Source organism: Paenibacillus hodogayensis (assembly GCF_039536325.1).
Taxonomy (GTDB): Bacteria; Bacillota; Bacilli; order Paenibacillales; family NBRC-103111; genus Paenibacillus_AB; species Paenibacillus_AB hodogayensis.
In genome coordinates this window covers 1088268-1101290 of record NZ_BAAAYO010000010.1, presented here as the reverse complement: position 1 = coordinate 1101290, position 13023 = coordinate 1088268, and the positions used below count along the sequence as shown (strand labels likewise).

11 protein-coding genes are annotated in these 13023 nt (G+C 56.4%); 8 read left to right on the top strand and 3 right to left on the bottom strand.

Translation table 11 applies throughout. The features are described from left to right. Positions 1-27 precede the first annotated feature (27 nt). The 7 genes from ABD796_RS23670 to ABD796_RS23640 all read left to right on the top strand — a co-directional run bounded on the left by ABD796_RS23670 (position 28) and on the right by ABD796_RS23640 (position 8681). Entirely contained in the window at positions 28-732 is a 705-nt protein-coding gene (locus ABD796_RS23670; protein ID WP_344912543.1) for an HAD-IA family hydrolase, read from the top strand. A gap of 26 nt (positions 733-758) precedes the next feature. Further along, a complete protein-coding gene (locus ABD796_RS23665; RefSeq protein WP_379117160.1) occupies positions 759-2774 on the top strand; it encodes a peptidoglycan D,D-transpeptidase FtsI family protein in 2016 nt (671 codons plus the stop codon). Positions 2775-2853: 79 nt separating this feature from the next. Then, positions 2854-4881 carry a peptidoglycan D,D-transpeptidase FtsI family protein gene (locus ABD796_RS23660; RefSeq protein WP_344912539.1) on the top strand — a complete coding sequence of 676 codons (2028 nt, stop codon included), beginning with the start codon at positions 2854-2856 and terminating at the stop codon, positions 4879-4881. Positions 4882-5092: 211 nt separating this feature from the next. Then, on the top strand, positions 5093-6052 hold the full coding sequence (locus ABD796_RS23655; protein WP_344912537.1) for a metal ABC transporter solute-binding protein, Zn/Mn family: 960 nt from the start codon (positions 5093-5095) through the stop codon (positions 6050-6052). Between the two features lie 32 nt (positions 6053-6084). Next, positions 6085-6858 carry a metal ABC transporter ATP-binding protein gene (locus ABD796_RS23650; RefSeq protein ID WP_344912535.1) on the top strand — a complete coding sequence of 258 codons (774 nt, stop codon included), beginning with the start codon at positions 6085-6087 and terminating at the stop codon, positions 6856-6858. A gap of 9 nt (positions 6859-6867) precedes the next feature. Further along, positions 6868-7803 carry a metal ABC transporter permease gene (locus ABD796_RS23645; protein WP_344912937.1) on the top strand — a complete coding sequence of 312 codons (936 nt, stop codon included), beginning with the start codon at positions 6868-6870 and terminating at the stop codon, positions 7801-7803. Beyond that, positions 7800-8681 (top strand): metal ABC transporter permease, encoded by an 882-nt coding sequence (locus tag ABD796_RS23640; protein ID WP_344912533.1) that lies wholly within the window; start codon positions 7800-7802, stop codon positions 8679-8681. The genes ABD796_RS23645 and ABD796_RS23640 overlap by 4 nt, the downstream gene beginning before the upstream one ends. Before the next feature lie 236 nt (positions 8682-8917). On the opposite strand, the gene ABD796_RS23635 is transcribed toward ABD796_RS23640, so the two are convergent. The 3 genes from ABD796_RS23635 to ABD796_RS23625 form a co-directional block, all read right to left on the bottom strand. Then, positions 8918-9628: a metallophosphoesterase family protein gene (locus ABD796_RS23635; protein WP_344912532.1), complete on the bottom strand. Its 711-nt coding sequence runs from the start codon at positions 9626-9628 to the stop codon at positions 8918-8920. A gap of 63 nt (positions 9629-9691) precedes the next feature. Continuing rightward, positions 9692-10993 carry an ABC transporter substrate-binding protein gene (locus tag ABD796_RS23630; protein ID WP_344912530.1) on the bottom strand — a complete coding sequence of 434 codons (1302 nt, stop codon included), beginning with the start codon at positions 10991-10993 and terminating at the stop codon, positions 9692-9694. A 23-nt stretch (positions 10994-11016) separates the two neighbouring features. Further along, positions 11017-11763, bottom strand: coding sequence for a histidine phosphatase family protein (locus ABD796_RS23625; RefSeq protein ID WP_344912528.1), 747 nt, complete (start codon positions 11761-11763; stop codon positions 11017-11019). Between the two features lie 335 nt (positions 11764-12098). Between ABD796_RS23625 and ABD796_RS23620 the strand changes: the two genes are divergently transcribed. Continuing rightward, positions 12099-12971, top strand: a complete 873-nt coding sequence (locus ABD796_RS23620; RefSeq protein ID WP_344912526.1) for a helix-turn-helix transcriptional regulator — start codon at positions 12099-12101, stop codon at positions 12969-12971. Positions 12972-13023: the final 52 nt, after the last annotated feature.

Genomic DNA, 13023 nt, shown 5'->3' with positions numbered 1-13023 from the left:
GGGATCATCAGGCCGAGGAGAATCGATATGAGCATATCCCTTCACGGCGTGAAAGCCGTTTTATTCGACGTTGGCGATACATTGCTGACGATACCCGGCTCGCGGACGATTTTGCAACGGTATTTGGCCGAGAGAGAGCTTCACCGCGAGCAGGAGCATATCGGCCATCATTTCGACGACGCTTTCCGCAAACTGTATTACGAGAAGCCGGCCGACGGCACGGAACTATGCTCCCCGGAGTCGGACCGTTCGTTCTGGGCGTCGTTGTATGTCCATGTGCTGTATGGGCTTGGCATACACGAGGACCGCGAGGAGGAAGTCATCCACCGCTGGAGCCACGAGCTGTACGATTTGTTTACCGCGCCCGAGCAGTACGAGCTGTTCGACGACGTCAAGGAATCACTGGAGCGGCTCAAGCTGGCCGGTTACCGGCTCGGGGTCGTGTCCAACTTCGCGCCGACGTTAAAATCGATATTGCGCCACAAAGGCATACTGGACTATTTCGATCCCGTCATCGTATCGACCGAGGTCGGGCTGGAGAAGCCGAACCCGGCTATTTTCCGGTTGGCACTGGAGCAGGCTGGACTGTCTCCGGAAGAGACACTGTACGTAGGGGATCACGATAAAAACGATATATGGGCACCGAACCAGGCAGGCATCCGCGCCGTCAAAATTAAAAGATACCCGCACATGACCGGAGAAGGCATCTTTTCGTTGCGAGAGCTTGGATAAGGAGTGAGCGACAGGTGGCCGTGAACATGGAAGACCCCGACAAAAAAGAGCTGATTCGCCGCCGGCACTTTTCGTTCCGGCTGAACTTCTTTTTCTTCTGCACGTTTTTGCTGTTCTCCATCCTCATCGTCCGGCTGGCGCTGCTGCAGTTCGTAGACGGCAAGCGGTACTCCGAGGAAGAGGCGAACAGCACGATCATGTCGCACTCCATTCCTCCGATCCGGGGCAATATTTACGACCGGAGCAATTATCCGATCGCCACCTCCACTTCGACGCAGTCGCTTTATTACACTGTCGACGCAAGCAACAAAAACAAGGATGCGGTCATCGAACTGGCCCGCAAGCTGGAGCAGGCGTTCCGGCAAAACGGCGATCCGGCGAAGCCCCAACCGCCGGCCGAGGATATTCTCAAGCTGATGGATGTAGGCTACGATGTAAACAAGAACAAGACGAAGGAACCGAGCTACTACTCGATTCCGCGCAAGATCAAGGGCGACCTGACACAGCAGGAGATCGCCTACTTCTCGTGGTACCGCGACGAATTTAAGGGCGTGGACATTCAGGAGGAGAGCATCCGCGAATACAACGACAAGCATATCGCCGTACAACTGGTCGGGTACTTGAAGCAATTTTCCGGAGCGCGCAACACGAACGGCTTGAAGTTTTATCAGGAGAAAGCCAAATCGACGGATCCGACAGAAAAATATTTGGATAACGAGTACGTCGGCTTCGACGGCATCGAATATATGTACCAGGAAGTGCTGCGCGGCAAGAACGGGGTAAAAAGCTATCCGGTCAACGCCGAAGGCAAAATCGTCGGCAATGTGGCGCTGACGAGGCCGGAAAAAGGGCAAAATCTGTATTTGACGATCGACAAGGACGTGCAGATTACCGCGCAGGAAGCCATTATGAATCATCTGCAATATATTAAAAACCCGGCACGCGACCGCTACACGTATGCCCCGAACGCGACGACCGGTTACGCCGTGGCGATGGAGGTCGATAGCGGCAACGTTGTGGCGATGGCGAGCATGCCGGACTACGATCCGGGGACCTGGTACGACGGCTTGACGGACGAGGAATGGAACAACATCATGCTGTACTACCGCAACGGAACGATCAGCGACGTGCCGGCCAACTGGAAGGACCCGAAGGAACGGGCGAAGCATCCGTCCTCGCTCGTCTACCTCGGTTCGACGATCAAGCCGCTGACCGTGCTGATCGGGCTGCAGGAGAAGCTGATTACCATCAACGAGACGTACTACGATTCCGGGTCCACGTCGTTCGGGAAAGACAAGACGACGATCCGCAACTCGGACGGCCGCGCTTGGGGACCGCTGAATGCGATTAGCGCCATTGCTCATTCGTCCAACACGTATATGACGGATATGATCGGCCTGCGGCTGTACGGCCGCCAGAACGGCCTGAACACCTGGGACAGCTACATGAAGCAGTTCGGCTTGGGCGTATCGACCGGAAGCGGCCTGCTCGGGGAAAAAGAAGGGGTTATCGACTACTTCCACGAAGCCGAGAAAGCGAGCTCCCAATCCGCTCTGGCACGCGCTTCTTGGGGCCAGCTCGGCCGCTATACGCCGCTGCAGCTGGCGCAGTTCACCGCCATGCTCGGCAATCGGGGAAAACGGCTCAAGCCGCAATTTGTCAGCAAGATCGAGACAAACGACGGCCAGCTTGTGAAAGAGACTACCCGCGAAGTGCTTAATGAAGTGAACATTCCGAAGGAATATTGGGACGCCGTGCAAAAAGGGATGGAGCAGGTTAACAAGTCCGGCTTCGACGGTTTTCCTTATACCGTGGCGACCAAAACGGGGACGTCGACCCAGAGCGTCGCCGGCAAAGACGTCGACAACGCCGTATTCATCGCTTACGCTCCGGCCGAGAAGCCGAAGCTGGCGATCGCCGTCGTCGTGCCGGAGGGCGGCTTCGGTTCGTACGGCGCGGCGCCGATCGCGCGCAAAATTTTTGACGAATACGACCGCGTTATCGGGCTTACTGGCGTACCGAATCCGAATGCGGGCAAATAAACGGGCAAATCGCGAGAACCGAACCGGCCTGTTTGCCGTCTAATTAACGAGAAGCCAGGCAAGGAGAGTCGTTTTCGCAGTGAACAGGGATGAGTTGTCCAAAAAAGAGTGGATCCGGAGGCGGCACTTTACGTTCCGGATCAATTTTATTTTTTTTAGCACATTTATGCTGTTTTCCGTTCTGATCGTCCGATTGGCGCTGCTTCAGGTTGTAGAAGGGGAAGCCTACGCGCAAGAGAAATCGCGCTACACGAATACCCCGCATGCGATCCCGCCGATTCGCGGCAATATTTACGACCGCAACAATTACCCAATCGCCACCTCGACCTCGACACAATCGCTGTTTTACACGGTCGAGTCCGGCAGCAGCGACCGGGATCAGGTGATCGCGCTGGCCAAAGAGCTGGCCGAGGCGTTCCGGCAGTACGGCAACCAGCAGGTCGTTCAGCCAACGGCGGAGGAGATTATCGCCAGCATGGATGTCGGGTACGACCTGAACAAGGACAAGACCAAGAATCCGAGCTTCTACTCCGTTCCGCGCAAACTCAAAAGCGACCTGACGCAGCAGGAAATCGCCTATTTCTCCTGGCACCGCGACGAATTCAAAGGTGTCGAGATTCAGGAGGAAAGCATACGCGAGTACAACGAGAAGCGAATTGCCGTCCAATTGGTCGGATATTTGAAAAAGTTTTCCGGGGCGCGCAACGCTACGAGCGGCTTGAAGTTTTATAGGGACAAGGTGGGCTCGTCCGACCCGACGGAGCAGTATTTGGACAACGAGTATGTCGGCTTCGACGGTCTCGAGCTGATGTATCAGGAGGAGCTGCGCGGCAAGAACGGGGTGAAAAATTATCCGATCAACGCCCAAGGGAAAATTATCGGCCCCGTTACGCTGACGAAGCCGGACAAAGGCCATAATCTGATTCTGACGATCGACAAGGACGTCCAACTGGCGACGCAGGAAGCGATCCGCAATCACCTGGCCTACATCCGAAGTCCGGCCCGAGACTCGTGGACGTATGCGCCCAATGCGATTACCGGGTATGCGGTAGCGATGGAGGTCGATACCGGGAAGGTCGTGGCGATGGCCAGTTATCCCGATTATGATCCGAACGAATGGTACGGGGGCATGAAGCCGGACTATTACGAGAAAAACCAGTATTTTATCCGCAATGGCACGATCAGCGAGGTGCGCCCGCCGTACGCCAACCAGAAGGAGCTGAACAAGCATCCGACCTCGCTCGTGTATTTGGGCTCTACGATGAAGCCGCTCACCATCCTGATGGGGCTGAACGAGGGCTTGATTACGGCGAGGGAAACGTACGACGATACCGGCTATTTTTATTTCGGCAAAGACAACAAGGAAGTGCTGACGAATTCGGACCGCAAACGCAACGGACCGATTACCGCCTACCAGGCCATCCAGTATTCGTCCAATACGTTTATGGCGATGATCGGCAACCGGTTGTATTTCCGGCCGAATACGAACGCGGTGCAAGTTTGGGACGAATACATGGAAAAGTTCGGACTCGGCGTCCTGACCGGTAGCGGCTTGCCCGGAGAATCCGCCGGCTTGAAGGATTATCTCGATACGGCAAAAAGGTACAGCCCGCAAGCGGCGCTCGTCCGCGCCACCTGGGGACAGCTGGGCAAATATACCCCGCTCCAACTCGTCCAGTTTACGGCGATGCTGGCGAATCGCGGCAAGCGGCTGCAGCCGCAGTTCGTGGACAAAATTACGACTTACGACGATCAACTCGTCAGCGAGGCCAAGCCGGTTGTGTTGAACGAGGAGACGTACCCCAAGGCGTATTGGGACGTGCTGCAGCAGGGGATGGAGCTGGTCAGCGCGGAGGGTTTCAAGGACACCCCGTACAAGGTTGCGATCAAGACGGGGACGTCAACCCAATCGGTTGCCGGGGATACGATCGACAATGCGGTGTTTATCGCCTACGCGCCGGCCGACAAGCCGAAGCTGGCCGTAGCCGTCGTCGTGCCCGAGGGACGGTTCGGCGGGCGCGGAGCTGCTCCGATCGCCAGACAAATGTTCGATGCCTATGACAACGCGATCGGCTTGTACGGTATACCGAAAGCTCCCGCGGAATGAGCGGGAGCCGGAAAAACAAAGCCCATAACGAAAAAACGCTTGTAAATCAAGCGTTATTTTTTTTGAATAATGTTGCACAAAGGAAACATAGTTTATTATAATAAAAAAATAAGGCTGTGAACAAAAAAGGAAGATAGGTACAACTTTTGAGGACGAGGGAAACAATAGGGCGGAGCCAAGCTCGTCTTATACACAGGAGGGGTCAAGCGGAATGAGGGAGTCATTGTGGAAATTCGGTGCGGTGCGCCGGCTGGTTTACACGCTGTTGCTGGTGACAGCGGTCGTAGCGGTATCCGGATGCGGGGAGTCGAGAAAGGCGTTCTCGGGAACGGAGGGCAAGCTGAAGGTGACGGCGACGATCGGTATGATTACGGATATCGTGCGCAATGTGGGCGGCGATAAGGTGGAGGCGATCGGTCTGATGAAGTCCGGTGTCGATCCGCACTTGTACAAAGCGACTAAAGGAGATATCGACAAACTGAACGAAGCGGATGTCGTTTTCTATAACGGTCTTCACTTGGAAGGGAAAATGGCGAGCATGCTGGAGAAGCTGGCCGACAAAAAGCCGACGGTCGCCGTATCGCGCAATATCGCCGAGGCATCGCTGCGCGAAATGGACGACAACTCGGGCTTGCACGATCCGCACATCTGGTTCGATGTCCGCAATTGGATTAGCGCGACGGAGACGGTGCGTGACGAACTGGTTCGCCTCGATGCCGCCCATGCGGACGAGTACCGCAAAAACGCCGAAGCTTACTTGGCCAAGCTGCGTCAGCTTCACGAGGAGACGAAGACGAAGATCGCGCAAATTCCCGAGAAGAGCCGAGTTCTCGTAACCGCCCACGACGCTTTCGGTTATTTCGGCGCAGCGTACGGCATCCGGGTCATGGGGCTGCAAGGGATCAGCACCGCTTCCGAGGCGGGGTTGAAGGACGTCTCGACGCTGCGCGATTTTCTGGTGGATAATCAAATCAAGGCCGTGTTCGTCGAATCGAGCGTTCCGAAAAAAACGATTCAGGCGGTTGTCGACGGCGCGAAGAAGAAAGGCCACGAGGTGAAAGTCGGCGGCGAGCTGTTCTCCGACGCGATGGGCGAAGAAGGGACGGAGGAAGGCACATATATCGGGATGGTGCGGCATAATGTCGATACGATAGTGAATGCTTTGAAATAACGAGTCCGCCGGACGAGGGGAGACAAAGTACTATGGAACATCACGACAAGCAAAGCCCGTTTTCCGTGCAAGGCTTAACGGTTGCTTACCAGCGCAAGCCGGTGCTGGAAGACGTATCGTTCACGGTGCCGGAAGGTAAGCTGATCGGTATCATCGGGCCGAACGGCGCAGGCAAATCGACGCTGATCAAGGCGTCGCTCGGGCTTATCCCGAAGGTGCGCGGCGACGTGCTCATATACGGCCAGCCTTATGCCCAGCAGCGCAAAATGATCGGGTACGTGCCGCAGCGCGAATCGGTGGACTGGGATTTTCCGACAAGCGCGCTCGACGTGGTCATGATGGGCCGGTACGGCCATCTCGGCTGGTTCCGGCGGCCCGGAGCGAACGAGCGCCGCATCGCAATGGAATGCTTGGCGAAGGTGGGCATGGCCGATTTTGCCGGAAGGCAAATCAGCCAGCTTTCCGGGGGCCAGCAGCAGCGTATCTTTTTAGCGAGGGCGCTGGCGCAGGATGCGAAGCTGTATTTTATGGATGAACCGTTCGTCGGCGTCGATGCCGCTACCGAAAAAGCGATCATTACACTGCTGAACGAATTGAAGAAGCAAGGGAAGACAGTGCTCGTCGTGCATCATGACTTGTCCACCGTCAAGGAATATTTCGATTGGGTCATGCTCTTGAACGTACGTCTGATCGATGTCGGCCCTACGGAATCGGTCTTCACGGCACACAATCTGCAAACCGCATACGGCGGTCGGCTCGCCATTCTTGATCGGGAGCCGGAATCGCTTGCGGCTCTATCGAGGTGATGGACGATGATGACCAGCCTGGCGGAATTGCTTAACGATCCTAATGTCCGTTGGATTTTGATCGCGTCCGTGCTGCTCGGCATCAGCAGCGGCGTACTTGGCAGCTTTGCCTACTTGCGCAAGCAGAGCCTGATGGGCGACGCGCTGGCTCACGCCGCTTTGCCGGGGGTATGCATCGCTTTCATGCTCACCGGCTCCAAGTCGATTCTGTTCTTCCTGATCGGCGCGGCCGTAGCCGGCCTGATCGCGACGTTCGGCATCGGCTACATCACCCGTCATTCGCGCATCAAGCAGGATGCCGCGCTCGGCATCGTCCTGTCCGTGTTTTTCGGCCTGGGCATCGTACTGCTGACGCAAATCCAGCATAGCGACAGCGGCAACCAGAGCGGTCTGGACAAGTTTTTGTTCGGCCAAGCGGCGGGCATGGTTCATTCGGATGTTGTGACGATGGCCATCGTATCGACCGTGCTGGTTGGTCTATGCGCCCTGCTGTATAAAGAATTCAAACTGCTTAGCTTTGACCAGGGCTTTGCCCGCGGTCTCGGCCTGCCGGTAGCGTTGCTCGACCAGCTGATGATGTTTCTGATCGTCGTGGCCGTCGTCGTCGGCATTCAGGCCGTCGGTGTCGTGCTGATGGCGGCGATGCTTATTACGCCGGCGGTTTCCGCACGGTACTGGACGGAGCGGCTCGGCGTTATGGTCGCCCTATCGGGCTTGTTCGGCGGCTTGAGCGGGATGGCCGGCACTTTGATCAGTACGCTGGACGATCATCTGCCGACAGGGCCGCTGAGCGTTCTGTCCGCTACTGTCCTGTTCGTCGTCTCGGTGCTGTTCGCGCCCCGACGGGGCGTCGTGTCGAAGCTGCTGCTGCGCGCTTCGGTGAAGCGTCAATCGAACGCCGAGCATCTTCGGACGCGTGCGGTAGAGAGGGGGGAAACGGTATGAATTCCGGCGATTTGTGGATTTTGCTGACCGGAGCTCTCGTCGCGGCCGCTTGCGGCTTGCTCGGCAGTTTCCTCGTATTGAGGCGCATGGCGATGATCGGCGACGCGATCAGTCACTCCGTTCTGCCCGGCATCGTGATCGCCTTCCTGCTGAGCGGTACGCGCGACTCTGTCGCCATGCTGTTCGGGGCGGCGGCGATCGGCCTCGTCACGGTCTTTCTGATTCAACTGTTCCAGCAGGGAGGCGTTCAATCCGACGCCTCGATCGGCGTGGTGTTTACGGCGCTGTTCTCGGTCGGGGTGCTGCTGGTCAGCCTGTTCGCCAGCAAGGTCGACCTCGATCTGGACTGCGTGCTGTACGGGGAAATCGCCTTCGTCAGTCTCGATACCGTCGGCTGGCTCGGGCTGGACATTCCGAAGGCGGTCTGGATGGTCGGTACGGTGCTCGTGCTGAGCGCGATCGTGCTTGGTCTGTTCTACAAGCAGTTCAAGCTGTGCGCCTTTGATCCGGCGATGGCGGCGGCGGTCGGCATACCGGTAGCGTTGTTTCACTACCTGCTGATGGGACTTGTCTCGGTGACGACGGTTGCCTCGTTCGAAAGCGTCGGCGCGATCCTAGTCGTCGGTATGTTGATCGTGCCTGCGGCCGCGGCTTACCTGCTGACCGAACGGCTTGGTGTCATGATCGTATACAGCGTGCTGATCGGCGTTGCCAGCTCCATCATCGGCTATTTTGTCGCCGAAGCAATGGACGCCTCGATCGCCGGGTGCATGGTAGTGGCCGCAGGAGCGCTGTTCGTGCTTGCCTTCCTGTTCAGCCCGACCCATGGCGTCGTCGGCAAAGTGCTGCGGCAGCGGAGATCGCGGGTGGCGGTATAAGCGGCAAGCAGAAGGGTATTCTCCGTTAAAGCTTGTATACGCAATAAAAAGGCGGTCTTCCGACGGGAAGGCCGCTTTTCTATTGACGTCACAAAAAGTTTACGAGTAGGTTTGCCGAGGCAGCCAGTGAAAGTCCGTTTATGGGACCGTTGTCTGGGATAAGTTTGTCAGGCTCGGCTCGGCGATAAGTGCAGTCTCAAAAGACCGTCAGGGCGATTCTTCTTTATGCGGTTAACTTATTGGAAAAAGTCCAGCCCGGTCTCCTTTTCGGATTCGGTCAGGCGAATCGACTGGACTGCGCGCAGAAGCGGGGAACGGTCGTATTCCACGCTTTTCATCTCGATGCGTCCGTCCGTAATCGTCATATAATGGGCCTCCTTGGATGGGTCGTCCTTGCGGCGGTAGGAGACGCTGCCGGGGTTCAACCACAAATCGCGGTCGGCGAGATAGTGGACGCAGCGGCGGTGCGTATGGCCGAAAATGAGCCGCCGGCAAGCCGCATCCCGCACTTCCCCGTCCGTATGACGCTGCCAAAATTCGTCGAACTGCGGCAAGCTGGCGATCGTATCGTAGCGGATGTACATATGCTGGAGGCTGTAGCCGATACCATCGGCCAGAAACGATACGGACACGGGCAGCGATTCCAAAAAAGCGACCTCGTCATCGTTCAGCTTGCGCGCGTTGTCATGCGCCCACTTCAACTCCTCGTCCGGAATGCTCCGGAGCTTCTCGGCATCTCGGTAAGCGGCCGCGACATTGCGGTCATGATTGCCCTGCACGCAAACGGCCCGATGCTTCCGGACCCAGGCGATCACTTCCGCGGGAAAAGGGCCGTAATCGACAAGATCGCCGGCGCAATAAATGATGTCGCTATCGCTTTCGGCCTCCCAAACGGCTTCGAGCGCGTATATGTTGGCGTGAATATCGGATATGATCAAGGCTTTCAAGCCGGCTTCCTCCTCGGATTGCGACAGTGGTGCAAGCGGCGGCTCGTTTAGCAGGAATCCGCACTACTTCGCGTTGTCGATCGCTTTGTTGATCTCTTCTTCCGCCTGCCGAAGCGCCGTATTGACATCGATCCGCCCCTCGTTATATTCGTCGTATTTGGCCATGAGTGTTGTTCGTGCTCCCCGGTAATGCTTCGAGAAGGCTGGGGCTGGGGCCGGCTTGCTTTTGAAGATCGGGGCGGTGTCGATTTTTTGAAGTTCCGGCAAATCGGCGGCAAATTGCTTCTTCAGTTCGGGATCTCGCAGCGGAGACAGGCGGGCGAATTTGCGGGCGGATAGGCGCTGCACCTCTTCAGAGGTGAACAACTCGATCACCTGCATGGCCTGATCCTTGTACTTGCTTTGCTTGGAAATGAGCATGTAGTGGGCGTCGACATAGCCGTAGACGTTAGGCTGCTCCTTGAAGCTCGGATATTGCGCGATGCCGACGTTCAGACCGTTTTTGACGGCGTCGATCATTTTGGTAAACAAATTGACGGTGGCGTACATGGCGACCCTGCGATTTTTGATAAACTCGTCATTGCCGGTACTGACGTTTCCGGGAATCGAATTGATGCGGTGACCGAGCTCGAATACTCGTTTCCACAAATCGTTGTTGACCGTTGCCCGCTCTTTCTTGATGTCTACGATATCAGGCGAAAGCGCCGAAGACAATCGGGAAATATGCTCGTAGCTGAGGCCTACATACTGCGTCGATCCTTCTTTGCGGGCGAGCTTTTCTCCAAGGACGGCCGCATCCTCCCATGTCAGCCCGTCCTTCGGGTATTCCACGCCGAATTTGTCGAATAAGTCCTTGTTGTAATATAAAGCGTTGAACTGGGTCGAGTAAGGCAAGCCGTACAGTTCCCCTTTTTCCGACAGTACACGCAGGGAGTCCAAGTATACCGGATCGAAGCGGGTCAGGTCGATCTTGTGCTTGGCGAGGAGAGGGGAAATGTCCATCAAGATGTTGAACGGAATGAAGTCGGTCACATACCCGTTGAATTGGGTTAACAAATCGGGCACGACTCCGGAAGCGATAATATCTTGCAAATTGCCGCTGAGCGGCTCCAACGTAATATGCGGATATTTCTTCTTCAAAGGCTGTACGAGCAATTGCTCCCATTCGTCATCGCTGATGGCCTGCCCCTTGAAAACGGTAAGACGCACCGGCTCGGTGCTGATCGGCTCGGTTTTGATCGACTCGGTGGCGATCGGCCCGGTTGCTCCGGGAACATCGACCGACTGTCGACAGGCGGACAAGGCAAGCATAGTGCCGATCAGCGCGGATAAGGTCAAGACGTGTATCGTTTTTCCTGTTTTCATTCATTAGCCCCCTAGCGTATCATTCAATCCGCTTGCCCGAAATCGAAGTTGACGCCTTCGGTTACCTCATCGGGCGAAAGGTGACCGACATAATTCAAAAACCGCAGCTGCGTAGAATCGTCGAACAAATCGACCGCCGAAATGGCTGCGTGCGCTTGGTTGAACAAGTTGCTGTCGCTCGGCGGACATTGCATGAGCCGGGTGAGCAGCACGGAGCCGAACGCCCCGTGACAGATAACCGCGATGCGAATATCGCCATCTCCCCGATGAAGCCGCAGCAAGTGCCGAATCGCTTCGTCGGCCCGTTCGTACGTTTGCTCGCGCGTTTCATTCTCAAGAGGAAGCCACCATTGTTCCGGCCATGGAAAAGGCTGGTTTGTCTCGAACGGACCGAACCCCTCACCGAGCGCCGAAAGCGGGACATGATTCGGGTGCTCGCGCCGCAGCGCGATTTGTTCGGGGCTTTCCGGGCTTTCGCCGCGGGCAAGTTTCTCGCGGATGACTGGCCAGCCTCTACGGTCCGTCTCTCCCAAGGCGGGCCATACGCTCCACGGGACTCCCGTCCTTTCGCGGATCGGCCGTGCTGTCTCCAGTGTCCGCTGCATGCAGCTGGAGTATAGCGCATCGATTCCCCATTGGCTCATTTGCCGGCCGACCCGCTCGGCTTGCATACGTCCTTTTTGCCCCAAGGGAGGGTTCGGTCCGCCCGGGTAACCGGGCTCTTGGCTGGCCGGCTGTGCGTGCCGGACGATGTAGATCCGGATGGTCATATTGGCGGTCATCTCCGTTTCGTCAGGATCGCGATCAGATCCGGCGGTGAAGCGGGGAAAGGGCTTTCCCCTACCCGCACGAGTCACGTCGTTTTTGTCAGAAGCGCCCGGTTGTCGATCCGCGTAAGCCGTGTAAAGCCAATGCGTTCGTGCTGCCGGCGTCCGTGCGTATATCGGCCGCTAATGATGAGACTATCGTATCGCAGAGCGCGAAGGGAATCTGTACTTATTTTTGCGAAACTTATTATTTTCTTTATTTATTTTGCGCACATTTTGCCTGGCCGTTTGCTATAATTTGGGTACATCATCCTAACGTACGCTAGGAGGGGGCCGCTTTGTCTTTAGCGAATACGAGAATCGTCAATCACTATACGTACAATGACGACGAGTTTGTTTTGTCTTATTCCCATAAGAACGGCCCTTACAACATAACGGGTCATGTGCACGATCAGTACGAAGTGTACTATTTGTTGAAGGGCCGGCGCTCGTATTTTATAAAAGACCGCCTGTACACGGTGCAGCAGGGCGACCTGGTGTTCATTCCGAAAGCCGTTCTGCACCGCACTTTGTTCGCGGGCTCGCTCCAGCATCAGCGCATCGTGCTGAACTTCACCGATACTTTTCTGGAACGATCGCGCGCAACGGGCTCGAAGCTGGATTTGCTTAAACCGTTCCACTCCCCGTACCCGACGCTCCGCTTGAAGGAAGACGACCGCCGCTATGCGGAAGCGCTGCTGCTCCGGGCGGTCGCCGAGATGAAGGAGCAGATGGACGGCTTCGAGGTATGCGTCCAAGCGCTCGCGATCGAGCTGCTTGTCCATCTGGCCCGCTGTATCGATAAGTATGTCGGGGACGCGGCGCCCGCCGTTTCTCCGCTTCAGCGCAGAATAGCGGAAATAACCGGCTACATCCAAACCCACTATGCAGAGCCCCTCACCTTGTCCCATCTGTCGGAAACGTTTTACATCAGCCCTTATTATTTGAGCCGGGTATTCAAGGAAGTGTCCGGCTTCTCCTTTGTCGAATACGTCAACCATGTCCGAATGAAAGAGGCGCAGCGGCTGCTGCGGGAAACCGATTGGAAAGTGCAGCGCATCGCCGAGGCCGTCGGTTTCGAAAGCATCGCTTATTTCGGCCGCGTATTCAAGGAAGAGGTTCAACTGTCGCCGTTGCAATATCGGAGCATGAAGCGGGGCGGGACGTTTTGAGCGAGTGAAGCGTCGCTATATAAGTTGAACGAAGGATTAAAGCCGTTGCATT